This window comes from Anabaena sp. TISTR 8404 (assembly GCF_056847745.1).
The window spans coordinates 1539684-1565872 of the sequence record NZ_CP180578.1; the positions used below are offsets into that span (position 1 = coordinate 1539684).

A 26189-nucleotide genomic window follows, 5' to 3' on the forward strand; every position below is an offset into this window, starting at 1 on the left:
ATTAAGGATAAATATGTTGTTACTGCTGTGGTGCTTGTGCTTGTCAGCGGTGCTGTTTTACTGTTATGGAATTTATGCAGCGATCGCTTTTTTGGATCAGCCCCAAACAAGTAATCCTGAATTTCACCCACCTGTAACTATCTTAAAACCATTGTGTGGACTAGATAGTGAGGCTGACGATAACCTCGTATCTTTTTGCCAGCAAGATTATCCGCAGTTTCAAATTATTTTTGCTGTGCGCGATCGCCAAGATCCAATTATCAAAGTTGTTGACAAAATTATTCAGCAGTTTCCTGATGTCGATATTAATTTAGTAGTGAGCGATCGCATCATTGGGGCTAACCTCAAAGTCAGTAATTTAGCCAATGCTTTAGCTCAAGCTAAACACGAAATTTTAGTAATTGCTGATAGTGATATTCGCGTCAACTCAGATTACCTGCAAAAAGTTATCCAACCATTGCAAGATGAGAATGTGGGGGTTGTGACTTGCTTGTATCGTTCCCTAGCTAAAGGATGGGTAGCAATCTTAGAAGCAATTTGGATAGCTACAGATTTTCATGCAGGCGTGTTAGTTAGCAATCAAATCGAAGGGATAAAATTCGCTTTTGGTTCGACAATTGTCATTCGCCAATCAGTCCTCGAAAAAATTGGTGGATTTGAAGCGATCGCAGATTATTTAGCAGACGATTTTCAACTTGGTAATTTACCAGCGAAAGCAGGATACAAAGTTGTCCTATCTGATTATGTAGTTGAACATGTTTTAGGCAGCAGCAGTATTGTAAATTCTTTACAACGCCAGATTCGCTGGGCGCGTGCTATTAGATTTTCTCGTCCTTGGGGATATTTAGGACTGATTTTTACCCAGGGTACAGTTAGTAGTTTGCTATTGTTGATGGCTACAAAAGGTTCCACATTAAGTTGGATTAGTCTAGCAATAGTTTGGACAATGCGGTTAGTTATGGGTTGGGTAGTTGGGGCGATTGTATTGAATGATGTGGTGATCAAAAAGTATCTGTGGTTGATTCCTTTGTGGGATTTACTTCACTTTGTTGTCTGGTGTTTTGGCTGCTTCGGTGGAACTATTGAGTGGCACGGACAGCAACTAAAATTGACTAAAGAAGGTAAGTTAGTAGCCCTAGAACAAGATTCTTCCACAGTATTTCTTACCCCTGTCGAAGAAATACAAAATTAAAGGCGACGTAACCAAGTAGCCTGTTCTAAGACAGCTTGGAGAGATATCCAGTTCTGACGATTAAACCAATGCTGCCAAGCTTGTTTCAAGTTTCCTTGCGCGGCTGCTTGTACCCCATCACTAATAGCCACACCAATATGCTGCATCACACTAGAGTCGCGGTAGCAATCAATCATACAAGCAGTACAACCATCACGCACTCGTTGCGAACCATTAAACTCGGTGATGTGGCACATAGGTTTGTCCCAGTTGTGGCAACGATAAAGATTGAGATGCCAGTCTAGATAAAATAATTTCCAACCACCAAGACAGCCAAATTGCTCTGGTTTACCTTGTAAATGCCGCTGCATATCTTCAATTGAGGCAGTTGGATTCACAACGGGAAACTCTTTTTTCAGTTGCTTGATAGTGTTGAAACGCTGATCTAACTCTTGAGCAGTGTAGTCTACTAAGTTAGATTCTGCATAACCAAGATAGGAAGATGCCAAAGTTGTTAGGGGATAGGAAAAGGTAACACTATCAAACCCTAATGATTTTAAGAAAGAGGGTAGTTGATGATAATCATCTATCAGTCGGCTCATCGTCACTGAAGCAGTTGTACTGATTTGCCGACTTTGGAAATGAGCATTGGCTTGGTGGATGCGATCGCACACTCCCTTCAGCCCACGATTTTGTTCGTGTTTCTGGACATCAGCCGCATCAATCGAGATAATCACGCTGACTAGTCCGGCATCAGCTAATTCATCAATTCGCTTTGGTGTAAGCAGAGAGCCATTAGTTACCAACATCGGAGCCATACCGATGCTAGAGGCATGAGCAATCATTTCATTTAAATGGGGGTGAGCCATTGGTTCACCACCCACATAAATCATGAAATATACCCCGTTGCGGTAGAGAATTTCTGCTGCCTGCTTGGCTTGTTCCAGAGTTACAGAATGCCTCTCATCCATCGGCATCCGATCTACAGCAAAGTTACAAAAACCACAACGGGCATTACATACACTGGTAATGGCAAATTGACAGGTAGAAGGGCCACCATCTCGCAATCCTTGGAGTGCTAATTGCCACAATGAGCGCCGTTTTGTATTTTGTAACATTGTATTTCTGACTAACGGTTGCTAATGGACGAGCAGGACTAAAGCCAACTGACAAGCAGATAATTCTTGCTAACTCTTACCAAATACAGTTCCTAAAGAACGGGCGATGTTTTGTGGTTGCATCGCATCCATTGCAGCCGTTGGTTCGTAGCCACAGTGAACCATACAATCAGCACACTGGGGATTACCACTGGCGCGGCCGTACTTACTCCAGTCTGTGTTGTCTAGCAATTCTTTGAAGCTGCTGTAATGCCCTTCATTCAACAAATAACAGGGTTTTTGCCAACCGAGGACGCTATAACTGGGACTTCCCCAAGGTGTACATTCGTAGTCTTTTTCACCAATCAAAAAGTCTAGGAACAAAGGATTGTGATTGAAATTCCAGTTTTTCTTACCTGATGTGTGGGGTGCGAGAATTTCCCGGAAAAGGGCGCGGGTTTGTTCCCGTTTCAGGAAATGATCTTGATCTGGGGCCCACTCATAGCTGTAACCAGGGGAAATCATCATCCCATCAATATTCAGGCTGTCCAAGAAATCAAAGAATTCCTGCATTTCTTTGATTTCTACACCTTCAAAGATAGTGGTGTTGGTGGTGACGCGAAAACCTTTGGCTTTGGCAGCACGAATCGCTTGTACGGCAGTATCAAACACACCTTTGCGATCAACGCATTTATCATGCCATTCGCGCATTCCATCTAAGTGGACACTGAAAGTAAAGTAAGGCGAAGGTTGAAACTTGTCGAGGCTTTTTTCTAATAACAAACCATTGGTACACAAGTAAACATACTTCTTGCGTTCTACTAATCCCCGAACAATCTCATCAATTTGGGGATGGAGTAGCGGTTCTCCCCCAGGAATGGAAACCACAGGTGCGCCACATTCTTCCACAGCGGCAAAGCACTCTTGGGGTGTGAGATTGCGTTTGAGAATTTCCACGGGATGCTGAATTTTGCCACAACCAGAACAAGCCAAATTACAGCGAAATAGCGGTTCTAACATCAATACCAAGGGGAAGCGTTTGCGCCCTAATAAGCGCTGAGTCACAAGATACTTCCCGATATCCATAGCTTGTTGTAGATTAATTCCCACTTTCCTATCACTCCTCTTTTATAAGTAAAAAGTGCTGAGTGCTGAGTGCTGAGTAAAAACACTAGCCTCTAGTCCCTAGCCTCTATCCTTTCAGTTGACGTAGCCCTCGGCGATAAACCAATCCACAGCATCTTTAAGTGCTGTTTTCAAGGGAGACTGAGGCAGTCCCAACTCTCGGACGGCTTTGGCAGCATCATAGTACATATGTTGTTGAGCCATGCGCACACCATCTATAGGTACTGAGGGCGTTTTTCCTAAAGGTGCCAGAATTGTCTCATCAATCCAAGCGACACTCAAGGGTATCCAAGCAGGGATGGTGCGTTGGGGTGCAGGTAAACCTGTGATTTCGGCAAGTTGTTCGAGTAGTTGCTTGAGGCTGAGGTTTTGGTGTCCTAAGATATAGCGATCGCCAGACTTTCCCTTGTGCAATGCTAGTAAATGTCCCCAAGCCACATCCCGCACATCGATAAAATTTAGCCCAGTGTCCAAATAAAAAGGCATTTCTCGCTGCAAAAACCGCAGAATAATATCTCCTGTGGGTGTGGGCTTAATATCTAATGGCCCAATCGGGCTACTAGGGTTGACAATTACGACATCTTGTCCTCTAGCAGCCGCTTGTTTGGCTTCTTGTTCAGCGAGAAATTTCGATTTTTTGTAACTGCCAATCAGTTTTTCTACGGGGCTTTGATAAGTTTCATCGACAACTTTACCACCAGGCCCGACTCCAATTGCTGATACAGAACTGGTGTAAACAGTACGTTCAATTCCAGCTTTGCAGGCGGCTTCTAGGATATTGCGCGTGCCGATAACGTTGTAGCGATACAGTAGTTGTTTATCTACTTGCCACAGCGAATAATGGGCGGCAACATGAAATAAATATTGACAACCCTGCATTTGTTGCCAAATCTCAGGGTCAGTCAAATCTCCTTTGACAAGTTCTACATCCAAGCCGCGTAAATTGGCTAGATTGCTGCTAGGACGTACCAATGCTTTAACTGTGTATCCTTGTTGCAGTAATAACCGCACCAAGTGGGAACCGACAAAGCCAGTTCCCCCTGTGACAAAAGCCTGCATTAAATTTTCGCCCCCTGACGAAAGCGCGGGAACCAGTCATCTAAGATGGCGTAAACTACTGGCACAACAATTAAGCTGAGAATTGTTGAGGTGACGAGTCCGCCAGCAATTGCCACAGCCATAGGCGATCGCAATTCGGAACCAGCACCTAAACCCAAGGCAATGGGTAGCATCCCTAAAATTGTGGAAGCAGTTGTCATCATAATGGGACGAAGACGCACTGGCCCGGCTTTGAGGATTGCTTCTTTGCGACTTAAACCGGCTTGACGCAGTTGGTTGATGTAATCTACTAAAACGATCGCATTTTTGTTTGCTTGTCCCAACAAAAATACAAAGCCAATTAATGAAATCATGCCAAAATCACTCTTGGTAAAGAGTAAAGCCAGCATAGCTCCAACAATAGATAAAGGCAGAGAAACCCCAATAACTACTGGGTCTATCCAACTTCTGAACAATAAAATTAGTACCACAATGATGCAAAGTGCTGATAGCACCAAAGTAGAAGCAAAACTGCTAAATACTTCGTTTTGGCGGGCAGAATCTCCTCCCAAGTCTAAAGTTACACCAGCAGGTAAAATTTCTTTGGCTTCTGCGACTATTTTGTCTGTGGCATTTCCTAAAGACGAATCCTTTTCTAAATTGGCGCTGACATAGGCTACTCTTTGATTGTTCAGTCGCTCAATTTGAAAAATCGTCCCCTGGTTTTTCGTGCCACCTGTTACTGTCACATCAGCAATTCCTGGTATTTTTTCGATGCGCTCTTTAATCGCTTGAGCAGCTTTGTTGAGAGCTTGCAGGTCATCGCCGCGTAACGATACTTGTAGCGGTTTTTGCCCACCAGTATCAACAAATTGAATGTCTTCGACACTCGTTGTCACACCAGGTAGCTTAGGTAACTGGGCGCGTAACTGGTCTTGTAATTCCGCCGTTTTGATGTCTCGGTCATCCTTCAACTTCACGTAAAGCGTACCTTTATTTGGTTCGCCTTCGCGGGAACCAACAGTAGTAAATACTGTTTCTACTGCTGGGGATTTTCTCACCACCGCTTCTAGTTTCTTGGCAACTTCCAAAGATTCATTGAGGGGATTGGGAAGAGAAACTGGCGGTTGAGATGGCAGGGCAATTCCTGCTTGTGCTGCCTGTGCTGCTTGTTTTTGTAAAGCTGCTAAATCAGGTATTTTCGGTAAGGGAGTGACATAGGTAATATTAAATTCACCCCGATCTAGTTTAGGGATAAATCCTTTGGGGATGAATGGAACCAGGGCAATACCTGCAACAAAGCTGAGAATGGCTAAGGAAATCACGGTTTTGCGGTGATTTAATGACCAATACAGCAAGTTACGGTACGATTGCGCAAAGCCTGACCAAAGCCTTCCTTCTCGTTGAGGAGAATTTGCAGACATAGGTTTGAGCCAGTAGGTAGCCAACACTGGCGATAGTGTACGGGCTACTAAGGTAGAAGCAATATAAGCAGCGGAAACTGTAATTCCGAATGGCTTGAAGAACTGTCCAACTACTCCACCCATCAAACCAATGGGTAAAAAAACCGCGACAGCAGTAGCCGTGGTAGCAACAACAGTTAATCCTATTTCGCTGGTGGCTGAGAACGCGGCTTGACGAGGACTTTTTCCTTCTTCAATATGCCGCATGATGTTTTCGACATCGATGATGGCATCATCAATGACGCTACCAATAACTAATGCCAAGGCCAGCAACGTAATCGTCTCTAAGTTGAAGCCGAAAATCGCCATGACGATAAACGTCGCCAACAAAGATGTCGGAATCGCCAGGGCGGAAATTAAGGTAGCTCGCCAGTTACGCAGGAAAGGAAAGATGACGACGATTGCCAGCACGATCGCTTCCATCAACGCATCTATGGTTGATTGCGTCGCGTCGTGGATATACTCTGCTTGGGTAGCAGCTAAGGTGAGCTTGACATCTTTCAAGTTGGCTTTGAGCTTTTCAACTTCTTTTTCAACCCGACTCACCACTTCTAAGGTGTTGGCGCTACCACGCTTGATCACTTGAAATGCCAGTACATCTTGTCCATTAAACCGGACTAATGTGGCTCCGCCTTGGGGGAGATCTGTTGCTGCATTTTGGGCTGTCGGCAATGCTGGCGTAGGGCTAGGTTTTCCCAACAAATTGACTTTCAGAACTCCTGGCACTTTCTCAATGGCTGGGATAATTTTGTCTTCCGCCATTTTTGCCAAATCTGTGAGATTCTGCGAGGAACTCTCTAAGGTGTAGCTAACAGCTGCGGATTCGTTCAGGTTTAAAGGAATAATTTTATAATTTGCACCTTGAGGCAGGTTTAACTGCTTGAGCGCAGTTTCTACCTGACTAGTGGATTTTTCTAAATCAGTACCAACTGCAAAAGATAAGCTAACAGCCGTTTGACCAGGATAGGCAGATGAACGAAGATTATCTAGTCCTTCCAGAGAGCGGAGGCGCTCTTCGATTGGTTTAGTGAGCTTTGCTTCTGTATCTATTGCCGTTGTCAGTGGTGCTGTTGCGTTTACTACCACCACCGGAAATGTAATATCTGGAAACAAAGCATACTTGAGGGAACTGAAAGCTAAAAGCCCAGCTACCGTTACAGCAATCCAGAAACTGACTGTCAACCACGAGAAGTCAATTGCCAATTTGGAAATATTGAAGCGTTCTCGTGCAGATTTTGCGCTACTAAGCTTTACCATCTTGGAAAATTTTGCTGGTGTCCCAATTAATTGTCATGCTACATTAATCGTCTAAAGTTTGGCTGGTTTAGTTTCCTGATAATGGGCAATTTTACTTAAGAAGTTTCTTAAAAAAGCATAAAGGATAAAGGGTAAAAAATTTTCTTCTACGCAAACACTTAATAATTATTACTTAGCACTCAGTACTTAGCACTCGATTGCGGTAGGCTGATAGCAAACTTGTATTACTCACTACATCATCCTGGATCTGACAGCAATTTTAAGGACACATAACTTTACTTATGAAAATTGGTTCTGTTGACCATAAGGAATTATTCTGTCGTAGTTTTATGGAGAGTTACAGGGAATATGAGCCTGAGCATCTCCCGTGGCCTGATCTAGATGATGCTGCCTTGGCACGGATGCGAGGCATACCTTTCTGGGATCAAGCTTTGAATAAAGAGCGTCAAGCTGGAGTTATTGTTAGTGAATATGCCAAAACTGTAGACGATCGCATTCTACAAGCAGCGATCGCTCTCCAAGGTGAAGAAGAATCTCGTCACGCGCGGTTGCTGAAAATCCTCATTGAGCGTTACGGTATCACGATGCCTCCCTGTCCACCCATAGAAGTTCCCAAAAACCTGGAGCAAACCTTCATCGAATTTGGTTTTGAAGAGTGCCTAGATTCTTTCTTTGCCTTTGGTTTATTTGAAATTGCCCGTGAAGCCAGAGTTTTTCCTGAGCAAATCTTCACAATCTTTGACCCGATTTTAGATGAAGAAGTCCGGCATATTGTGTTTTTTGTCAACTGGTTTACGTATCTGCAAATTCAACGTGGTGATGGATTTTTACCTCTGCGGAGTGCTAAAACTCTCTGGTATTACGGTAAAGCACTCAGTATTGTAATCAAGGCCTTTGGTGATGCTGACCCCAATGGTGCTGGCTTCACCGCCAGCGGAGCCGGTGTTTTTAGCCAAGATTTAACTATTGAAAAATTCCTCAAAGTGTGCATTCAAGAAAATCAACGACGGATGAGCAAGTTTGACTCGCGGATACTGCAACCGCAACTTTTGCCAAGACTCGCCAGTATGGCTTTGGGTACTTTTCAGTTACTACCAAAACGCAAACCTCAAGTTGTCGATTGGAAAATAAATTAAAGTCAAAGGTCAAAAGTAAAAAGTCAAAAGTATTTGTTTTTGCTTTTGGATTTTTACTTTTGACTTCTTCGTAGCGAATATACAATTCATGCTCAACACGATTATTTTAGTGCCGCAGGGTGCAGAGTATAAAGCTGTGTGTCGTGGCTTACGTCCAACGAAGGAAGCGATACCAAAGGTTTTGTCAATACCCGTCGGAATGCAGCCTTTCACTGAGTACTTACAAAAATGGGACAAGCCGCAGTCGTTATCAAGGGTGCTGGTGATGGGTTTATGTGGAAGCCTGCGTCAGCGTTATGCGGTTGGGGATGTAGTGCTATATCAACATTGTACTTATCAGGGAGAGGTGCAAGAATGCGATCGCACCTTCACGACGCAGTTATATTCTCGCTTGCACCAAAAAGTATCTCTGGCCAAAGGCTTGACAAGCGATCGCGTTATCTGGTCAGCTACAGAAAAATCTTATTTAGGTGAAACTTCCGACAGCGATGTTGTCGATATGGAAAGTTTCGCCGCTATCAAGTTTTTTCAGCAAATGGGGGTAGCCGTTGCAGTGTTGCGAGTTGTGAGTGATGACTGTCAACACGATATTCCTGACCTCACCGCAGCTATTAGTGCCAATGGTTCACTGCAACCTTTACCCTTAGTATGGAGATTCATTAGTCAACCCCTAGCTGCTACTCGCTTAATTCGTGGTTCCTTGCAAGGTTTAAAAGTTTTAGAACAAGTTACTCAATTACCGCTATTTACTGAGTAAAATATAATACTTTTCCTTCGACCTTATCTAGTTCCTTTCGGATGTGTCCTGGTGCGTCAATGCCCACCCGATTGACACATAAGATTTTTTACCAATAATTTACGATTTCTATATATAAGGTTGTGATACTTTTATTCTATAAAAGTAGTAACCATTTGCGTATTTTTAGCAAGTTTATGATTTCTTTGTAAAAAAATATTAATAGCCATTCAACTCTCAGTTGAAATTAAAAAATAAGATTATGAAACATCTAAATATTACTTTTTAACCTAATCATAATATAAATTAATTTTTTGTTAATTATTATTGATGAATATCAAGGCTCAAGTAGCAACCAATATGAATAAAGACTGACTATAATAACATGAGTTTTAAAGTATGACATATATTAAAAGCAAATTTCAAGAATTTATTGCGACACTAGAGGGATTTGAACAATTACCTGCTGAAGTAATCATCAATCTTGGGGAAAAATTAGAAGCTTGGCGTTACCGCATCGGACAGAAAATTATTGGCAACGAAAGCATACCCCAAAAAATTATCCTGCTTTATGAAGGGCAAGTTCGCCTTTTAGGATACGAACCCCAAACAAAAACAGCAATTACTTTACAATTGCTCAAACCAGGAACAATTATTGGGGAAATTAGTTGTTTGCGTCAGGTAGCCTGTGAGATTGCGATCGCTTCTACAGAAGTGATATGTTTAGCGTTGGATGTTGAAGAATATTTCCGCCTATTATCGGAATATCCTCAATTTGCCAACACCCGCAAAAATCGCAGCAACATATCAGAAGTTTTTGATGTTTTGGGTGTCCAAGTAGCCAAGCAAGCTAACGCTGTTGCAAATTTCCAAGAAGTATCAGAGCAAGCTTTAGCAAAAGCAAAAATACATTACTTACTCCCTGGAAAAACTGCATATAATCAGCTAGATAGCAGCAGTATTTGGTTTGTGAGTGGCGGCGCAGTCAAGAATTTTGCTCCTGGTTCTCGTGTAGAATTCAATGAGGAAGCGATTGAAGTTGCGGGTAAAGCTCCTGCACGCTTAATTGGTTTTGACCCAGCAGATTTATCATTTTTAGATAACTATTCTCAGCCTGAGGAAGTGTCTATTAATGATACTCAACCAAGTTTTACAGACGAGTTAGATATTCCTTATGCACCTGACGAAGTTACTTTAGTAGACTCTCCAGCACAAAAAAAACAGCTAAAATTCCCCTTCGTGCGTGGTAAAGGAGAGTTAAATGCTACCTTTGCATGTTTTCAAATGCTGTCGAAGCATTTGCAAATTCCCTTGCGTCGGGAAGTGGTACGCCGCATTTTATCTGAGCAAATTAAACGTCAAGGTAGTGTATCTTTTCCAGCTTGTGCTTATCTCGCAGAATTAATTGGTTTAAAAGCACAGTTAGTAGATTTACCGACTGCGACTATTGCACGTATTCCCACACCAGCACTAATTCGCTATCGGGAAACTTACGCCGTGTTATATGCAGCAGATGCACATCATGTGGTTGTTGGTGTGCCGTCCCAAGGCTTGGTACGCTGTAAACCAGGAGAATTACTCAAGAATTTAGAAATTGACGAAAGCAAGTATCCGCCACAAATGCGGGTATTGCTGTTGAGTGCTACCAAAGAAACACCTCAAGAGAGGTTTGGTGTATCGTGGTTTTTACCTTATATATCTCGCTACCGCCGAGTTCTGATTGAAGTCTTTATTGCTTCTTTCTTTGTACAGTTAGCACAACTAGCTAACCCCCTCGTCATTCAGTTGATTATCGACAAAGTTATTGTCCAAAATAGTATTAGCACGCTGAATGTTTTAGGAATATTACTGTTAGTAGTTGGGTTATTTGAAGCTGTCATTAGTACCTTGCGGACTTACCTGTTTGTTGATACGACAAACCGTATTGATATGGGTTTGGGTTCGCAAATTATTGACCATTTACTTAGGCTACCACTCCGCTATTTTGAACGCCGACCAGTGGGGGAATTGTCAACACGGATAAACGAGTTAGAAAATATTCGCCAGTTCCTCACAGGTACAGCTTTAACTGTAGGGCTAGATGCCGTATTTTCTGTAGTTTATATTGTTGTCATGCTGTTTTACAGTTGGCAACTCACCTTAGTCGGTTTAGGGACAATACCCATATTTATTGTTATTACTTTAATTGCATCACCAACGATTAGTAAACAGTTACGCAGCAAAGCCGAACGCAACTCCGATACTCAGTCTTATTTAGTTGAGGTGATGTCGGGTATTCAAACAGTCAAAGCACAAAATATCGAATTGCGATCGCGCTTTTCTTGGCAAGAGCGTTATGCTCGATATGTCGGGGCTGGATTTAAAACTGTTGTTACTTCTACCTTGGCTAATTCTACTAGTAATTTTCTTAATAAACTGAGTAGCTTACTAGTTTTATGGGTTGGTGCTTATCTGGTATTACAAGGACAATTAACCCTAGGTGAATTAATCGCTTTTCGGATTATCTCAGGTTACGTTACTAGCCCAATTTTACGTTTAGCACAACTCTGGCAAAGCTTCCAAGAAACCGCCTTATCTTTAGAACGGTTGAGTGACATTGTGGATACACCAGAAGAAGGCGAAGCTGACCGAGATAATATTCCTTTACCAGCAATTAACGGTGCTGTTAAATTTGAAAACGTTTCCTTCCGCTTTACGGCTGGTGGGCCACTGCAACTTTCTAATATCAATATTGAATTTACAGCCGGACAATTTGTTGGCATTGTCGGACAAAGTGGTTCCGGTAAAAGTACGATGATGAAATTACTGCTGAGACTTTACGATGTGGAGTCCGGCAGAATTTTAATTGATGGTTATGATATTGCCAAAGTCGAACTTTACTCCTTAAGAAGACAGATAGGAGTAGTACCCCAAGAAACACTGTTGTTTGACGGTACAGTGCAAGAAAATATTGCTTTGACTAACCCCGAAGCAACTACCGAAGAAATTATCGAAGCCGCGCGTGTTGCCTGCGCCCATGAGTTTATTATGAACTTACCCAACGGTTACAATACCCGCGTCGGCGAACGAGGTGCAGGACTTTCGGGGGGACAACGCCAAAGAATTGCGATCGCTCGTTCTGTACTCCAAAGACCAAAACTGTTAGTCTTAGATGAAGCTACTAGTGCCTTAGATTACCCCACAGAACGCCAAGTTTGTCTTAACTTAGCCAAAGCCTTTCAAGGTAGCACAGTATTTTTCATTACTCACCGTCTTAACACTGTCAGCCATGCAGATACCATCGTTGTCATGGATGCAAGCAGAGTCATAGAACAAGGTAGTCATCAAGAATTAATGGCTGCTAAAGGTCATTATTATTACCTTTATCAACAGCAAGAAGTTAATTTGTAATTCGTCAATTGTCAATAGTCAAATAGTTTTTGATTTTAGATTCGTTTTGCCTACAAGAGGCGGGAATTTTACCAAAAACAATCCAAAATTCAAAATTTAAAATCTAAAATTGGCACGGTCAATAGCTATTTATTAATAAAGGGTAAAACTACTATGACTCAAGTTAATGGTAACCGGCTCAATGGCAATAATGGTAATGGTAAATATCATCCTGAAATCACTACCGAATCACCTGTATTAACATCACCATCTCAGGTTTCTCAACAGCCTTTAATTAATCAGAAATTTGATAATTTTGAGCAATCTGTTGTATTGCGCCAATCTCCAGTTTGGTCACGAACAATTATGTTGACCTTAATGGCTTTAGCTTGCTTTGGTATTGTTTGGGCTTGTATTGCCAAAATAGAACAAGTTGTACCTGCTACAGGTCAATTAAAACCCCAAGGAACAGTCAAAGATGTGCAAGCACCAGTTAATGGCGTAGTTAAAGAAGTTTATGTCAAAGATGGACAAACAGTCAATAAAGGAGACTTACTACTAACTTTTGAAACTGTTGCTACCGTAGCTGAATTAAATTCCTTAATTAAAGTTCGTAATAGTTTACTTAGAGAAAATCAAATTTATCGCCGATTGATGAGTTCTAGCTATACTGTAGGCTCAGAACTAGAATTTTTGCGGAGTAAACTACCAACAGATGCAGTCTTTCTTTTAAAAAGTCGAGCAGCTTTAGTCGGCGAAAATGAATTGTTGCGCAAAGAATTAAGAAATTCTACAGCTACTCAAGGACTGGGAGTAGATGAACAACAACGTCTGCAAATTTCTAAATTAGAATTAGCAACCCGTGCAAATGCGGCACAATTAGAAGTTGAAAAAATCAAAAAACAACTGACACAAAATCAAGTCAAAATAGCTGATACCCAATCTAGTTTAGCTATTCAGCAGCAGATACTAGATAAGCTAAAAATCTTAGCCGAAGAAGGTGGAGTTTCACAGCTACAATATCTTAATCAGCAACAACAAGTACAAACGCTTCAAGCAGAAGTCGCCCAATTACAAGAAGAAGACAAACGTCTCAAATATGACATAGAAAAGGGACGGCAAGAATTGACTAATACTGTTGCTGTTTCTGGTAAAAATGTTTTAGAAAAAATATCGGATAATAAACAACGCATCGCTGATATTGATAGTCAATTTATCAGAATTGTGCTAGAAAATGAACAGCGTTTAGCAGATATCAACAGCAAAATTTCCCAATCTCAATTGAATTTAAGATATCAAGAACTACGCGCTCCTGTAAGCGGTACAGTTTTTGATATGCAGGCAAAAAATCCTGGTTTTGTAGCTAATTCTACACAAAAATTACTACAAATTGTCCCTAACGAAAAATATATTGCTGAAGTATTCATTACTAATAAAGATATTGGTTTTGTGCGGGAAGGTATGAAGGCTGATGTGAGAATTGATTCCTTTCCTTTTAGTGAATTTGGTGATATTAAAGGACAATTAATTTCTATTGGTTCTGATGCTTTACCGCCAGATGAAACTCATAAATTTTACCGATTCCCAGCCAAAATAGCTTTAGATAAGCAAGCACTAGAGATGAATGGTAAACAATTATCATTGCAATCAGGGATGTCAATTACAGCTAATATTAAGGTGCGCGAAGAAAGAACAGTGATGAGTCTGTTTACTGAATTGTTTACCAAACAAGTTGAAAGTTTGAAAGAAGTACGCTAGAAGTACAGCTTTTGAACTTTGAATTAACTCGACATAATTATTGTTTGGATGGGTTATGCGATCGCATAACCCATCCTATTTTTGCAAAACCCATTAATATAAATCAACGGGCAATTAAAAACTTTTCCATTGCATAATTAATAAAAGTTTCTCCTCTACGTTCTACCTGTTGTTCTTTAATGACAGAGAATCCTTTGTGCAAGAAAAACGGCTTGGCGGTAATACTTGCTTCAACATACAAGCGATTCAGCCCTAATTCTTCAGCTTTTGCCTCAATTGCAGAATAAATTTTACTACCAATACCCATCCGTTGATAATTTTTATGGCAGTAGAAGCAGTCTATATGTCCATTTAACTCTAATTCACCAAAGCCTGCTATTATGGCTTGATCATCAGCAACGTATGTGAATCGTTCTGAACAAATTTTTGCCCAGTTTCTAAAATAAATATCATCTGGAGCCCAAGCTGCGACTTGCTTGTTTGAATAGTCATTAATATTAACTTGGCGTACTGTTTCGTGGAATAATTGGGCTATTTGTTCTGCATCTTGCGGCTGAAACAATCGAATTTTCATAAAGTGTAACTTTACGCTAAAGTAAAGGCGATCGCATATTTATTTTTACCTACTTGTATGGTTTTTCCTCAACGCATCGAACCTGCACCCGGACAAGAATCAGTATGGGATTATCCTCGTCCCCCGCGCTTAGAACCTACCAACAAACATATACAGATTATTTTTAATGGCGTAACCATTGCAGACACCCACAACGCCAAACGTGTTTTAGAAACCAGTCATCCGCCTTCTTACTACATCCCCCCAGCAGATATCAAAATGCAATATCTCATAGCAGTACCAAAATCTAGTTTTTGTGAGTGGAAAGGCAGCGCTGGCTACTATACAATTCGTGTGGGCGATAAAGAAGCCCAAAATGCTGCTTGGTATTACACCAACCCAACACCAGGTTTTGCATCCATTAAAGATCATGTAGCTTTCTATGCCCATCTTATGGATGCTTGTTATGTAGATGAAGAAAAAGTACAACCACAACCAGGAAACTTTTATGGTGGTTGGGTTACTAGTGATATTGTCGGGCCATTTAAAGGTGGGCCTGGTACTTGGGGATGGTAAATTGCTAAGTTGAAAGATAGTAAATTCAACGTTTTTGTTACTGTTACCTGTCACCTGTCACCTGTCACCTGTTCCCTACTATAAATACTTAAAACAACAACACCCAAGCTTCTACTAACTTAGTGATTTCCTCACATTCATCATTTATCTTAGGCTTGTACTGATTTATGTTTAGCAATCAGTTAGAACGCCTCAGTTTACTAAGAAGAGGAAATATTAGTTTTCGAGTTGGGTGTTGTTGTTAGAACGAGACAGATTGAAATCAAACAGCGTTTTTACCTCTTAACTAGCTTGAACATTGGCTGTTAATCTGCCAGGGAAGCTTTTCAGCTTCAATTACTAAATTATCACAACTAAATAAGAAGAATTGGCTTTGATACTAAACTTTACTTTTGCATTCTGAAGACTTAGAAAATATTTATATACGTTACACCCAACTCATCAATAACTACTAAATGTTAAATGGGCAGGAGTTAGATCCCCGACTTCTTTTAAAAGTCGGGGATTTGAGCATTTCATGAGATTTTTCTCATATTTCCTTAATTATCTTCTCATAAAGCCCTAATTAAATTTAGATTAAGTCAAAGTTAAACACTACTGGTTCAGGCTGGAGTTTCATTGAGGAGGCACTAACCAAAAAAAGCCTGTCTAAGCAAAATCAAACAAAAAACTAGAAAATGAAACTATCTGTAGATAAAGACAAGGATAACTCTATAAATACATTACTAGAAAGATTTCTGGCATTTTTCCGGGGTTCAAACCGTTGGCAGATTAAAACACTATTAGCAATATTTTTAACTTCTCTATCTGGAGCAGTAGTATTTTTACCGAAAGGCTTATCTATACAAGGACGGTTGACAATATTTCTGTTTCTCCTAGCAGTAATTTTGTGGTCAACGACCTCAATTAATGCTGGTTATGTTGCAATGGTTTCAGTGCTGTTGTTGCTGTTAACTGGAAGCATTTCTCAAGAACAATTTTTTGAGTCTTTGGGTTCGGATGTTGTCTGGTTAATGATAGGTGCATTTATTTTAGGCAGTGCAGTTAAGCAAACAGGTTTAGCCACACGGCTAACTCAAATCGTTGCTGCAAAAGCACATAATGTCAGCAGTTTATTTTGGCTTCTGACTACAGTTTTAATTCCCCTTTCATTTTTAATTCCTTCCACTTCTGGACGGGCTGCTGTTACTCATCCAATTTTTCGCAGCATTGCCAATGTTACAGAAGATCAAAGGACTCGTCGCGCTCTAGCGTTGTTGATGCCCACTGTTATTTTAGTTTCTACGATTGTTTCTTTAACTGGTGCAGGCTCACATTTAGTCGCTCAAGATTTACTACAAGAAATTTCTGACAAAGATATATCTTTTAGCCAGTGGTTGCTTTATGGCTTACCTTTTGGAGTTGTTGCTAGTTATGCGTCTTGCTGGGTAATTATGCAGATGTTTTTAGATAAAAGACGCTTGCAACAAAAGTTAAATGTTGAATATTTACAAACAGAACCTTTATCTGCGTCAGAACGCAAAACATTGTTAATTGTTTTGTTGATGTTAGCACTTTGGATAACTGAACAATGGCATGGTTTAGAAATTGCTACTGTCACCGTCATTGGTGCAATGATTCTCACTGCGCCAAAGTTTGGAGTGATTCAATGGAAAGATGCTGTAAAAGCTGTTTCGTGGAATCTGATTATTTTTGTCGGTGCAACTTTAGTTTTAGGTCGAGCTTTAATCAGTTCTGGTGCTTCAGGATGGTTGATTAATAATATTTTTCGATTTAGTGATATCAACAGTGCCAAATCGCATTTTTTGATTTTGCTACTGATTGCAATTATTTCTCTAACTTCTCATATTTATATGACTTCTCACACCGCTAGAGCCGCTGCTTTAGTTCCGCCGCTGCTTTACCTCGCTAGTAGTTTAAATGTCAATCCTGTTGCAGTATTGTTTCTCAGTACCTTGGGTATGGACTATTGCCTCACTTTCCCTGTCAGTTCTAAAGCACTCATGGTTTACCAAGATGCAGACGAAGGCTTTAAACCAACAGATTTACTCCGGCTAAGTTCAGTGATGATTGTTGTTCACTTTGCTTTAATTCTGGTGTTTTACTACACCTGGTGGCGTTGGGTAGGTTTATCTCTTTAATTTTCAACGCTGAGTCAATAAGAAGGGTGTGGGGGAAATCATTGGGGGCTTGAAATCTTATTGATTTCGGACAGGGTGTACAAAAAATATAGCTTTCTCATTCCCCCCACACCCTACACCCTGTTTTAGTCAGATGTACTTCCCTATTTAACGACAAAAAAAGCGGCTGGGTTGCCGCAGGATATTAAATATGACACTCAACATTTTAATCGCTCCTTCTGGATTTAAAGAAAGTCTTGACGCGGAACAAGTAGCTGATTGTATTGCTACAGGTATTTCCAGGGTTTTACCCGATGTAAATATTTGCAAAGCACCTTTAGTTGATGGTGGCGAAGGCTTTACGAAAACTTTAGTAGCAGCTACAAACGGAACTTTGCATTACTTGGAAGTAACTGGCCCTGTGGGACAAAAGGTACAATCTCACTTTGGCTTTTTGGGTGGAACGACTAAAAAAACAGCGGTGTTGGAAATGGCGGCGGCTGCTGGGTTGCGGCTTGTACCTACCGATATGCGAAATCCTATGATGACAACAACTTATGGGGTGGGTGAGTTAATTAAAGCTGCCTTAGATGCTGGTGCTGAACGCATTTTAGTTGGTTGCGGTGATTCTGGCACAAACGATGGTGGCGCTGGAATGGCGCAAGCTTTGGGTGTGAAGTTGTTAGATGAGAATGGCAATGAGTTAGGTTTTGGTTGCAGTGAATTAATGAAACTGGAACACATTGATTTGTCTAAAAAAGACTCTCGTTTAAATCAAGTTCAGATTGATGTTGCTTGCAATTGGCATAATCTTTTGTGTGGTGAGAAGGGTGTTGCGAGAGTTTTTGGCCCCCAGAAAGGCGCGTCTCCAGAAACAGTAGAAAAAATGGCTTTGGCACTCGAACATTATGCTGCTGTTATTAAAGCAGATTTAGGTATTGATGTGCGAGAAATGCCGGGTAGTGGTGCTTCTGGTGGTTTGGGTACTGGTTTACACGCGCTCATTGGAGCTAAATTACACCCGCGCTACGATATTGTTATGCAGTATTTGGAATTAGATAACTTGATTCCTCAAGCTGATTTGGTGATTACTGCGGAAGGTTGCATTGATTTTCAAACGCCACGGGGTAAAATTCCGGTAGAAGTTGCCAAGCGTGCCAAGCGTTATCAGTTACCTGTGATTGCATTAGTTGGCACGATTGGCGAGGGTGCGGAAATTAATTTCCAGCAAGGGATTGATTATTTCAATAGTATTTTGACTCATCCTTGCCAATTGCATGAGGCTATTTCTCAAACGGCAACTTTGTTAACTAATGCCTCTGAACAAGTAGCAAGGTTGTTGTTGGTAGGTGGGCAAATAAGACGCTATAAAACTACAAGTTAGTAATTTATGGCTAGTGTGAATTAGACCTCTTGCAAAAGCAACTTTTGCAAGAGGTAGGTAACAGGTAATAGGCAACGCTTAACAGGAAGAACTTAGGTCTATTCCCTGTTCCCGACTTCTGCAAGAAGTCTATTGAAATATTTCCCCAAAATTTACTGTTTTACAAGTTATTTTGGGGATTTTTGAATGTGTATCAGGAGTAATTATGCAGAAAATTTTGATTGTTGAGGATGAAAACCGGATTGCGGCTTTTATTGAAAAGGGGTTGCGAAAGAATGGTTTTAATACTGCGATCGCTAACAATGGTGAACAAGCTTTACAAATGTTATCATCAGCCAATTTTGACTTGTTGTTACTAGATATTACCTTACCTGTTAAGGATGGTTTAAAGGTATTAACTGAACTTCGTAATCATAACATGCTAATTCCTACCATCTTAGTGAGTGCCAATCATGATATTCTGACACAAATCTCTCAATCAGAGAATAAAGCTGTTCCTTACATCAGCAAACCATTTAAATTTACTGATTTATTGAACAGCATCCGCACTCATCTGTCTAAAACTAACTAAAATTCAAAACTTGTACGAATAGTTCCTACAAATAGGCTATCGTTATTTTCATTATGTTCAGGATTCGTAATCAAAAATACTCCGGGAGTAATTGAAATATTCTCTGTTACTTGGAACCGATAAAAACCTTCTATATGTAAGGAAGTATCTTGATCAGCAACTAAACTACTGCTTATAACTTTTGGTGGCATTCCTATAACTAACCCGGCTAAATTACCCTCACTACCTAAATCAGGAAACGCTAAACTAACAGCGTAATTTAAAATGTCAGCATCATCGTTAGTCACGAGTGATTCTGCTTTTGTATAACCCACCCAACCAGAAATAATAAATTTGGGATTAATTCGCCAGCTAGTTTCTAAACCAAAGGAATTTGCTGTAGTTGAAACATTACCAAAAGGACTACGTGCTGTTAAACTACCTGTACTACCTGTTAAATTTACGCCACTTTCTCCACCGCCTGCGTAGTAAGCATGAATGTAAGTAAAAGCAATGCCTAAATTTTGATTTGGTTGATAAGTTAAATTTCCTAGTGCTGCAAAATTTCCATTAAATAAACCATTTTTTTCTCTTGCTAATGCGGCATCATTAGTGAAGTAAGCAAAGCCAAGATTAGTACTTTGATTGAGTTGATAGTTTAGCCCTAACCCTGTGCCATCCATACTGCGTACAATAGGGTTATATCTACCAAACCGCGAAACTGCACCACTATCACTACTTGCTAAGGGATTTATCGGTTTAGCAATATCATTTAATTCCATTTCTGTGAAAGCAAGTGTGGTTTTGATTCTGTCTCCAATAGGAAAAGCATAATATACTTCATCTAGCCCGACATTGTTATCAGTATCTTCATCAAAACCTAAACGAGTCATTGCTGTTCCGGTAATGTTTTCATCAACTTCAGGTATGTTACCTGATTCTAAACGGATGTTGAATTCATCTTTTCCGGTAAAGCTAGTGAGAAAATTTAACCGCACGCGTTGGGCAAATGTAGAATTTGTATCTAAGTCGAGATTATTGTTCGGATTATTATCACTATCGGCAGATTTATCTCCAAAAACACTAGCCGCACCTATGATTACTTCAGCTTCTAGTTTTGTGGTAGGAGAAAATTGATTTGCTGCTAACTCAGCAGTTTTATTTTCTAAAACATCCACCCGATTGCGGATTGTTCCTAATTCTGAAGAAAATTCTGCTTGCAATTTTTGAATTACGTCTAAATCTTCTTTCTTTATCAAGCTATCTTTTGCAGTTATAATTAGCTCTTGCAGTTTTGTTAAACAAGTGTTTAAACTTGCTGCAAACTCATAACGTGACATGGAGATATTGCCTCGATATGTTCCGTTAGGATAACCTGCAACACAACCATATCTTTCTATCAATGATTGCAAAGCCTGAAATGCCCAATCGGTAGGTTGAATATCAGAAAGTTGGGAAACTGATGTTAATTGTGCTATTTCTGATTGGTGAGTTTTTGGATGATTTTCTAAGGCAAATGTTGGTTGAACAATTGGTAATGTAGCGAATATAAAGTTCGATGCAAAGATGAAATATCTACACAAATTAGGCATTGTGAATGCAATGATAAACTATCTTTTTGTAGTGTTATATACATAATAAATTAGCATCAAAATATATTTGTAAACATGAGAAAATTCTCATGTTTTAAGATTAATCTTCATATAAATCTAATGCAGTATTTCCATTCACATCAAAATATAATTCATATTCAATTTCACCATCAGTAATATCTACTTCATAGAAATTTCCTTGAGGTGTAATTTCAATTTCGTATTTTGTAATTTTAAATTTAGGATATTCTTGGCGAATGCGTTTTAATACAATCTCAGGAAATTCTTTTTCGGTTACATAGTATTCAGTTTCTAACCATTCACCTGTGTCAAAAAATTCAGCTTCGTATTTGATATTATTATGAATATAAGTTGCTTCATAGCCGTAGTAATTTTGTTGCCAAATGCGAGGAATATCAGAATATTTTTCTTTAAATGCCGCGTTTACTATCTCAGGAACTACTATAGATTTAGATTGGTTTTGAGAACTATTACAAGCAATTAGCAATAAAATCATTACCGCACTAAAACCGCTAAATATAATTTTGATTATTTGTAGCATTTTTATAAAAAAAATCAATCTTTAATCTATTAATTTATATACCCTTTTATGATTTCAAAATCTACTGACAATAGCACAACAAACTTTCGTTTGCTTGCTGAATATACCGAAATGAGAAAGCAACATCTTTAAATACTGATTAAAATTGATTTGATTTATTTACTAATTACAAATAATTATTCATGGCTGCTTAGTCATTTTTCTCTTGAGGTGGTTCTAGGGGTAATGTAATTGTGAATATAGCTCCTGCTCCTAATTGACTTTTGAGAGTAACTTGTCCACCGTGAGCTTCTACAATGGCTTGGACGATGGATAATCCTAACCCGGCTCCTTCGGAACGACGGCGACTATTAGCAGCACGAGCAAAACGTTGGAAAATTCTTTTTTGATCAGCTTCTGCAATACCTTCGCCAGTGTCACGTACCCAAAAGCTAAATTTACCTCGATGAATTGCTGAACCAACGGTAATTGTATCTGTAGTTTTTGTATGCTGTGTAGCGTTTTGGACTAAATTCATTACAGCTTGTGTCAGACGCTGGCGATCTGCAACAATTCTACCTTTAGCAATGGCCTGAAGTTGCCAGTTGCGATCGCCTAAAGCTTGAACTTTGGCAAACAATTCTTCTGTAAAAGCTCGAACGTCAACTGTTTCTAAATACAAAAAATCAGGACGCTCCGCCTTTGTTAGTAAACTTAAATCATTAACAAATCGGTTCATCCGTTCTAATTCATCCATTACTAATGCTAGAGTTTCTTGTACTTCTTGCGGGTCATCACCCATCAACTCTAGATGACCACGAATAATAGTAATGGGCGTTCGTAATTCGTGGCCAGCGTCGTTAATAAAATCGCGCTGACTGATAAAAGCAGCTTGCAACCTATCCATCATTTCATTAAAGGTAGCTGCTAGTTCCGCAAGTTCTCCCTCTCCAGGAACAGAAAGACGCTGATTTAAATCTGACTCACTAATATTACGTGCAGTCTGGGTTAACAAACGTAAAGGTGCAAGAATTCTTCCCGAAGCAAACCACGCTAACACTAAAGCTAAAAGCAAAATTCCTAGACTCACAGGGATAATAATTCTGATAGCTTCCACTACCTCTCCTTTTTCCCCAGATGTAGTGTGAGCAATTATAAATACTCCCATAACTTCGCCGTTAATTTTGACAGGTTGAGCAAGATAAATAATACTTTCAACACTGCTACCAGGAATAATCTTTTCTCCTTCCTCTGGTTGCGTTAACTTTGCCCAATATCGAATTAACTTTGAGTCTCTACTAAGTTCCTTTGGTCTACCTCTGGGGCTAGATTTATAAAATCTTCCTTCTGTTAAAGCAATTAAAAAAGTGTCATCTTCAGGAATTTGATTTACTAAAAAAGCATCAAAAAAATCTTTTAACTCTTCTAAGGATTTTGGAGGTTTCAGTAACCGATTATCAGCCTCTCTAATTAAATTAATCGTCTCTTCTTTTTCGCCTTCTTCAAGATAATCAATTAATTGGGGTTTACCATTAAGTAATTCCAAAAAAATTCCCATTTTTTCGTTAATTTCTTTATGGACACGTTTATCAACTTGTGCATATAAAAAATAACGAAATACTGGCACAAAACAGATAAAAATAAAGCACAAAATTAAAAAATACCAAAAAAGAATCTGAGTGCGGGTAGCCCAAAATAGACTTTTAATATACTTGAAGCAGGTTCTTGATGTGTTTTGTTGGTGACTTTGCTCGCTCCACATTTTGCTAAAAAATAACAATCCTATTTAATTTATCAACTAGTCTTATAAATAGATAATATGGAGTATTGATTAGATTTTTTTACACTTCATTTAGAATGTCTATGTTGATAAATTAAATCAGGATCAATAGTTATTTGAATTTAAAAAATATAAAAAACATGCGACAGATTAACTCTTCATGGAAAGGCTGCCTGTCGCATCTTGACTATAATTGATTGATTACTATAAAGATGAAACTTGCAAGTTTATCAGCTACCTCTTGATTACGTTATTTATCTAAGATAAGAAGAAGATGAAAGTTTGATGAGAAATTTCTTATGTTCGCAGACGATAACCCATACCTCGGACAGTTTCAATGAGATGATTGCCTAGTTTTTTACGCAAGTAGCCAACATAAACATCAACAATATTAGACCCTGGGTCATAATCGTAACCCCAGACTCGGTCTAACAATTGCTCACGGCTCAAAACTTGTCCAGGATGGCGAAAGAAAGTTTCTGCGAGTGTAAATTCCCGTGCAGGTAGTTCTAGTGTTTTGTTATCAACTTTTACTTTACGCGATCGCAAATCCAAAACGACATTCCCAACTTTCAGTACCATCTCATCTGTAGTATGGTTGCTAACACTGTTACGTAATCTCGCCTTTATCCGCACTAGCAATTCCTCAAATCGAAAAGGCTTAGTGATGTAGTCATCTGCACCCGCTTCAAAACCAGCAACTTTATCTTGAATGTCATCACGCGCCGTTAAAATAATTACGGGAAATTTCTCGCCTTGCCCGCGTAATTCTTCCAAAACATCTAAGCCATCTTTACCTGGAAGTCCTAAATCCAAAATCATCAAGTCAAAATTACTACCTAGAGCCATTACCGTAGCGGAGTGTGCATCAACAGCTACAGACGTTGTAAAACCGTGAGAACGCAATCCTTTCTCAATAAAAGCTGCTATTCGAGGTTCATCCTCTGCAATGAGAATTCGATTCATCCGATGCACCTATTTTCTGGGTTCTAAAGGTAAGACAATCGTAAATGTACCACCTGTTCCCAATGTGCTTTTTCTGCAACATTGCTTAAATCGCCATTCTCTCAGAAAATACTCTGTGTCCTTCGTATTTCCAACAGCTATGAAAGTAGAAGTTGTACCCCACAATCCTAGCTGGCGTAGTAAATTTGAAGATGAATCAAAGCAGATTGCCCTGGCCCTTGGCGAGAATTTGGTTACTATTCATCACATTGGTAGTACATCAATTCCCAACATTTATGCCAAACCCGTCATTGATTTTTTGGTGGAAGTCAAAGACATCGCTAAAGTAGATGAGCAAAGTTCGGCGATGGCAGGATTAGGCTATGAAGTTATGGGTGAGTTTGGTATCCCCGGTCGCCGTTACTTCCGTAAACAGAATGAAGATATCAGAACACATAACGTTCATACCTTCGAGGTGAATTCACCAGAAATCATCAGACATTTGACCTTCCGAGATTATATGATTGCCCATCCCGAAGCGGCACAAAAATACAGTGAATTGAAGCGTCAGTTAGCCCAGCAGTATCCAAACGATATCAACGGATACATGGATGGCAAAGATAGCTTTATCAAGGAGATGGAAAAGAAAGCTTTAGTATGGCGAGAATTGCAAACCAATCAAATACAAGCATGATATTAGTTTGCTGTTTCAAGTCTCTTGTTGTTTTAATTTTCCAAAAAGTGCGTGCGATCGCTATTTTCCTATCAATACTTTTTTCTGCTAAATTACTTACTAGCTTTTGGTTGAAATATTAAATAAGTTCCTCCTAAACCTTCTACAATAGTGCGTGTGTTAGCCACCATCATTTTTTGATAACTATCGCCATCACTATTCGGTTCCCCAAGTCCATCAGTGTATAGCCTTCTTTCGGACACTCTCACTTCTGCTGCTTGGGCTACAGATTGAATTAACTTAGGATTAATCTTCGACTCAGCAAAAATAGTTGGTACTTTAGCCTGCTGAATATTTTTAATTAAATTATTTATCTGAGCATCTGTTGGTTTGTTTGCCGGGTTAATACCAGCCAAAACCCCTACCAATGGAATACCATAAGCTTTGGCATAATAAGCCAGTGTATTGTGGGTTGTCACTAATTCGCGTTTCTCACGAGGAATGCTGGCTATTCTGGTTTTTATCCAACTATCTAACTGAGTTAGTTCATTTTTAATTTGTTTAGTATTACTATTATAAATTTCCGCATTATTCGGCTCTAATTTTTTGAGGTTATTGCTAATTACCTCTACCATTTTTATGCCATTTTTAGCATTGTGCCAAACATGCGGATCTATAACTCTTTGTCCATTTTCAATAAATCTTTGCGGTTTAGGAACTGCTAATTGATTTACAGCGATTTTAGGTGCTGTATTGCTAGTTGATTTAATAGTTCTAATCAAACTTGGTTCAAAATTGTAGCCATTGTAGAAAATCAGATTAGCTTGGTCAATGATTTGGCGATCGCTCGATTTTGGTTGATAGCTATGGGGGTCTGTACCTGGAGGAATTAAACAGGTTAGGTTCACTGTATTTTCAGCAACTTGTTTAATTAAGTCACACAATACGCTAGTTGTAGCGACAACATTAGGAAGATTCTCATCAACTGTTGTAGCTTGAGTAAATGAAGTATTCGTAGCTTGTCTGGCACAACCAAACAATCCCAACAACAAAATAATAAAAGCAACGCGTAAGTGATTATGAAATAGTAATTTTTTTAGCATAATCAAGTTCTACTAGCTTTACTGAATTAATCTAAAGATAATCATTGTTATTTAATAACAGTGAAATGTTAGAGATTCAGGACTAAGCTATAAACTACGTAAGCCGTTACGAATAAACAGTATGTCTACCTTGGTGTTTAAAAAACAATAAAATGTCAGAAAAAAGTCTGAGAGCATTTCAGACTTCATACTAGCCTGCGGCAAGCCGCTGCGCGTCTACAC

The 26189-nt window shown here is 39.6% G+C and carries 20 protein-coding genes; 10 read left to right on the top strand and 10 right to left on the bottom strand.

Annotation, left to right across the window (positions count from 1 at the left end; all coding sequences use genetic code 11):
- The first annotated feature begins 13 nt into the window (after nt 1-13).
- Nucleotides 14-1192: a bacteriohopanetetrol glucosamine biosynthesis glycosyltransferase HpnI gene (gene hpnI / locus ACMX3D_RS06610; protein WP_482750646.1), complete on the top strand. Its 1179-nt coding sequence runs from the start codon at nt 14-16 to the stop codon at nt 1190-1192.
- On the opposite strand, the gene ACMX3D_RS06615 is transcribed toward hpnI, so the two are convergent.
- The 4 genes from ACMX3D_RS06615 to ACMX3D_RS06630 all read right to left on the bottom strand — a co-directional run bounded on the left by ACMX3D_RS06615 (nt 1189) and on the right by ACMX3D_RS06630 (nt 7151).
- Complete coding sequence (locus ACMX3D_RS06615) at nt 1189-2289, bottom strand: radical SAM protein (protein ID WP_482750647.1); 1101 nt, start codon at nt 2287-2289, stop codon at nt 1189-1191. The genes hpnI and ACMX3D_RS06615 overlap by 4 nt on opposite strands.
- 69 nt (nt 2290-2358) lie before the next feature.
- Nucleotides 2359-3378, bottom strand: a complete 1020-nt coding sequence (gene hpnH, locus ACMX3D_RS06620) for an adenosyl-hopene transferase HpnH (protein WP_482750648.1) — start codon at nt 3376-3378, stop codon at nt 2359-2361.
- Between the two features lie 90 nt (nt 3379-3468).
- Complete coding sequence (gene hpnA / locus ACMX3D_RS06625) at nt 3469-4452, bottom strand: hopanoid-associated sugar epimerase (RefSeq protein WP_482750649.1); 984 nt, start codon at nt 4450-4452, stop codon at nt 3469-3471.
- A complete protein-coding gene (locus ACMX3D_RS06630; protein WP_482750650.1) occupies nt 4452-7151 on the bottom strand; it encodes an efflux RND transporter permease subunit in 2700 nt (899 codons plus the stop codon). Before ACMX3D_RS06630 ends, hpnA begins: the two co-directional genes overlap by 1 nt.
- A 281-nt stretch (nt 7152-7432) precedes the next feature.
- On the opposite strand from ACMX3D_RS06630, the gene ACMX3D_RS06635 reads away from it, so the two are divergent.
- The 4 genes from ACMX3D_RS06635 to ACMX3D_RS06650 all read left to right on the top strand — a co-directional run bounded on the left by ACMX3D_RS06635 (nt 7433) and on the right by ACMX3D_RS06650 (nt 14150).
- Nucleotides 7433-8287: a ferritin-like domain-containing protein gene (locus ACMX3D_RS06635; RefSeq protein WP_482750651.1), complete on the top strand. Its 855-nt coding sequence runs from the start codon at nt 7433-7435 to the stop codon at nt 8285-8287.
- 88 nt (nt 8288-8375) lie between these two features.
- Entirely contained in the window at nt 8376-9044 is a 669-nt protein-coding gene (locus ACMX3D_RS06640; RefSeq protein ID WP_482750652.1) for a 5'-methylthioadenosine/S-adenosylhomocysteine nucleosidase family protein, read from the top strand.
- 378 nt (nt 9045-9422) lie between these two features.
- Entirely contained in the window at nt 9423-12413 is a 2991-nt protein-coding gene (locus tag ACMX3D_RS06645) for a peptidase domain-containing ABC transporter (protein ID WP_482750653.1), read from the top strand.
- A gap of 153 nt (nt 12414-12566) precedes the next feature.
- Nucleotides 12567-14150, top strand: coding sequence for a beta-barrel domain-containing protein (locus tag ACMX3D_RS06650; RefSeq protein ID WP_482750654.1), 1584 nt, complete (start codon nt 12567-12569; stop codon nt 14148-14150).
- 103 nt (nt 14151-14253) lie between these two features.
- Here ACMX3D_RS06650 and ACMX3D_RS06655 read toward each other — a convergent pair whose 3' ends face one another.
- Nucleotides 14254-14724: a GNAT family N-acetyltransferase gene (locus tag ACMX3D_RS06655; protein ID WP_482750655.1), complete on the bottom strand. Its 471-nt coding sequence runs from the start codon at nt 14722-14724 to the stop codon at nt 14254-14256.
- 57 nt (nt 14725-14781) lie between these two features.
- Here ACMX3D_RS06655 and ACMX3D_RS06660 point away from each other — a divergent pair, with 57 nt between their 5' ends.
- The 4 genes from ACMX3D_RS06660 to ACMX3D_RS06675 all read left to right on the top strand — a co-directional run bounded on the left by ACMX3D_RS06660 (nt 14782) and on the right by ACMX3D_RS06675 (nt 19354).
- On the top strand, nt 14782-15279 hold the full coding sequence (locus tag ACMX3D_RS06660) for a DUF427 domain-containing protein (RefSeq protein WP_482750656.1): 498 nt from the start codon (nt 14782-14784) through the stop codon (nt 15277-15279).
- Between the two features lie 677 nt (nt 15280-15956).
- Nucleotides 15957-17420, top strand: coding sequence for an SLC13 family permease (locus tag ACMX3D_RS06665; RefSeq protein ID WP_482750657.1), 1464 nt, complete (start codon nt 15957-15959; stop codon nt 17418-17420).
- 190 nt (nt 17421-17610) lie between these two features.
- A complete protein-coding gene (locus ACMX3D_RS06670; RefSeq protein ID WP_482750658.1) occupies nt 17611-18783 on the top strand; it encodes a glycerate kinase family protein in 1173 nt (390 codons plus the stop codon).
- Between the two features lie 205 nt (nt 18784-18988).
- Nucleotides 18989-19354, top strand: a complete 366-nt coding sequence (locus tag ACMX3D_RS06675; protein WP_482750659.1) for a response regulator transcription factor — start codon at nt 18989-18991, stop codon at nt 19352-19354.
- On the opposite strand, the gene ACMX3D_RS06680 is transcribed toward ACMX3D_RS06675, so the two are convergent.
- The 4 genes from ACMX3D_RS06680 to ACMX3D_RS06695 form a co-directional block, all read right to left on the bottom strand.
- A complete protein-coding gene (locus ACMX3D_RS06680; protein WP_482750660.1) occupies nt 19351-20925 on the bottom strand; it encodes an iron uptake porin in 1575 nt (524 codons plus the stop codon). The genes ACMX3D_RS06675 and ACMX3D_RS06680 overlap by 4 nt on opposite strands.
- A 100-nt stretch (nt 20926-21025) precedes the next feature.
- Nucleotides 21026-21487, bottom strand: coding sequence for a PepSY-like domain-containing protein (locus ACMX3D_RS06685; RefSeq protein ID WP_482750661.1), 462 nt, complete (start codon nt 21485-21487; stop codon nt 21026-21028).
- A 190-nt stretch (nt 21488-21677) separates the two neighbouring features.
- Nucleotides 21678-23228: a sensor histidine kinase gene (locus tag ACMX3D_RS06690; RefSeq protein WP_482750662.1), complete on the bottom strand. Its 1551-nt coding sequence runs from the start codon at nt 23226-23228 to the stop codon at nt 21678-21680.
- Between the two features lie 315 nt (nt 23229-23543).
- Nucleotides 23544-24212: a response regulator transcription factor gene (locus tag ACMX3D_RS06695; protein ID WP_482750663.1), complete on the bottom strand. Its 669-nt coding sequence runs from the start codon at nt 24210-24212 to the stop codon at nt 23544-23546.
- Nucleotides 24213-24351: 139 nt separating this feature from the next.
- Between ACMX3D_RS06695 and ACMX3D_RS06700 the strand changes: the two genes are divergently transcribed.
- Nucleotides 24352-24885, top strand: a complete 534-nt coding sequence (locus ACMX3D_RS06700) for a GrpB family protein (protein WP_482750664.1) — start codon at nt 24352-24354, stop codon at nt 24883-24885.
- A 92-nt stretch (nt 24886-24977) separates the two neighbouring features.
- Here the strand turns inward: ACMX3D_RS06700 and ACMX3D_RS06705 are convergent, their stop codons facing one another.
- Nucleotides 24978-25967 carry a metal ABC transporter solute-binding protein, Zn/Mn family gene (locus ACMX3D_RS06705; RefSeq protein ID WP_482750665.1) on the bottom strand — a complete coding sequence of 330 codons (990 nt, stop codon included), beginning with the start codon at nt 25965-25967 and terminating at the stop codon, nt 24978-24980.
- Nucleotides 25968-26189: the final 222 nt, after the last annotated feature.

Bases quoted from the DNA above. Each gene is read 5' to 3' on its own strand.
- hpnI (WP_482750646.1), top strand. From the start codon at position 14: ATGTTGTTACTGCTGTGGTGCTTGTGCTTGTCAGCGGTGCTGTTTTAC.
- ACMX3D_RS06615 (WP_482750647.1), bottom strand. From the start codon at position 2,289: ATGTTACAAAATACAAAACGGCGCTCATTGTGGCAATTAGCACTCCAA.
- hpnA (WP_482750649.1), bottom strand. From the start codon at position 4,452: ATGCAGGCTTTTGTCACAGGGGGAACTGGCTTTGTCGGTTCCCACTTG.
- ACMX3D_RS06630 (WP_482750650.1), bottom strand. From the start codon at position 7,151: ATGGTAAAGCTTAGTAGCGCAAAATCTGCACGAGAACGCTTCAATATT.
- ACMX3D_RS06635 (WP_482750651.1), top strand. From the start codon at position 7,433: ATGAAAATTGGTTCTGTTGACCATAAGGAATTATTCTGTCGTAGTTTT.
- ACMX3D_RS06640 (WP_482750652.1), top strand. From the start codon at position 8,376: ATGCTCAACACGATTATTTTAGTGCCGCAGGGTGCAGAGTATAAAGCT.
- ACMX3D_RS06645 (WP_482750653.1), top strand. From the start codon at position 9,423: ATGACATATATTAAAAGCAAATTTCAAGAATTTATTGCGACACTAGAG.
- ACMX3D_RS06650 (WP_482750654.1), top strand. From the start codon at position 12,567: ATGACTCAAGTTAATGGTAACCGGCTCAATGGCAATAATGGTAATGGT.
- ACMX3D_RS06655 (WP_482750655.1), bottom strand. From the start codon at position 14,724: ATGAAAATTCGATTGTTTCAGCCGCAAGATGCAGAACAAATAGCCCAA.
- ACMX3D_RS06660 (WP_482750656.1), top strand. From the start codon at position 14,782: ATGGTTTTTCCTCAACGCATCGAACCTGCACCCGGACAAGAATCAGTA.
- ACMX3D_RS06665 (WP_482750657.1), top strand. From the start codon at position 15,957: ATGAAACTATCTGTAGATAAAGACAAGGATAACTCTATAAATACATTA.
- ACMX3D_RS06670 (WP_482750658.1), top strand. From the start codon at position 17,611: ATGACACTCAACATTTTAATCGCTCCTTCTGGATTTAAAGAAAGTCTT.
- ACMX3D_RS06675 (WP_482750659.1), top strand. From the start codon at position 18,989: ATGCAGAAAATTTTGATTGTTGAGGATGAAAACCGGATTGCGGCTTTT.
- ACMX3D_RS06680 (WP_482750660.1), bottom strand. From the start codon at position 20,925: ATGCCTAATTTGTGTAGATATTTCATCTTTGCATCGAACTTTATATTC.
- ACMX3D_RS06685 (WP_482750661.1), bottom strand. From the start codon at position 21,487: ATGCTACAAATAATCAAAATTATATTTAGCGGTTTTAGTGCGGTAATG.
- ACMX3D_RS06690 (WP_482750662.1), bottom strand. From the start codon at position 23,228: ATGTGGAGCGAGCAAAGTCACCAACAAAACACATCAAGAACCTGCTTC.
- ACMX3D_RS06695 (WP_482750663.1), bottom strand. From the start codon at position 24,212: ATGAATCGAATTCTCATTGCAGAGGATGAACCTCGAATAGCAGCTTTT.
- ACMX3D_RS06700 (WP_482750664.1), top strand. From the start codon at position 24,352: ATGAAAGTAGAAGTTGTACCCCACAATCCTAGCTGGCGTAGTAAATTT.
- ACMX3D_RS06705 (WP_482750665.1), bottom strand. From the start codon at position 25,967: ATGCTAAAAAAATTACTATTTCATAATCACTTACGCGTTGCTTTTATT.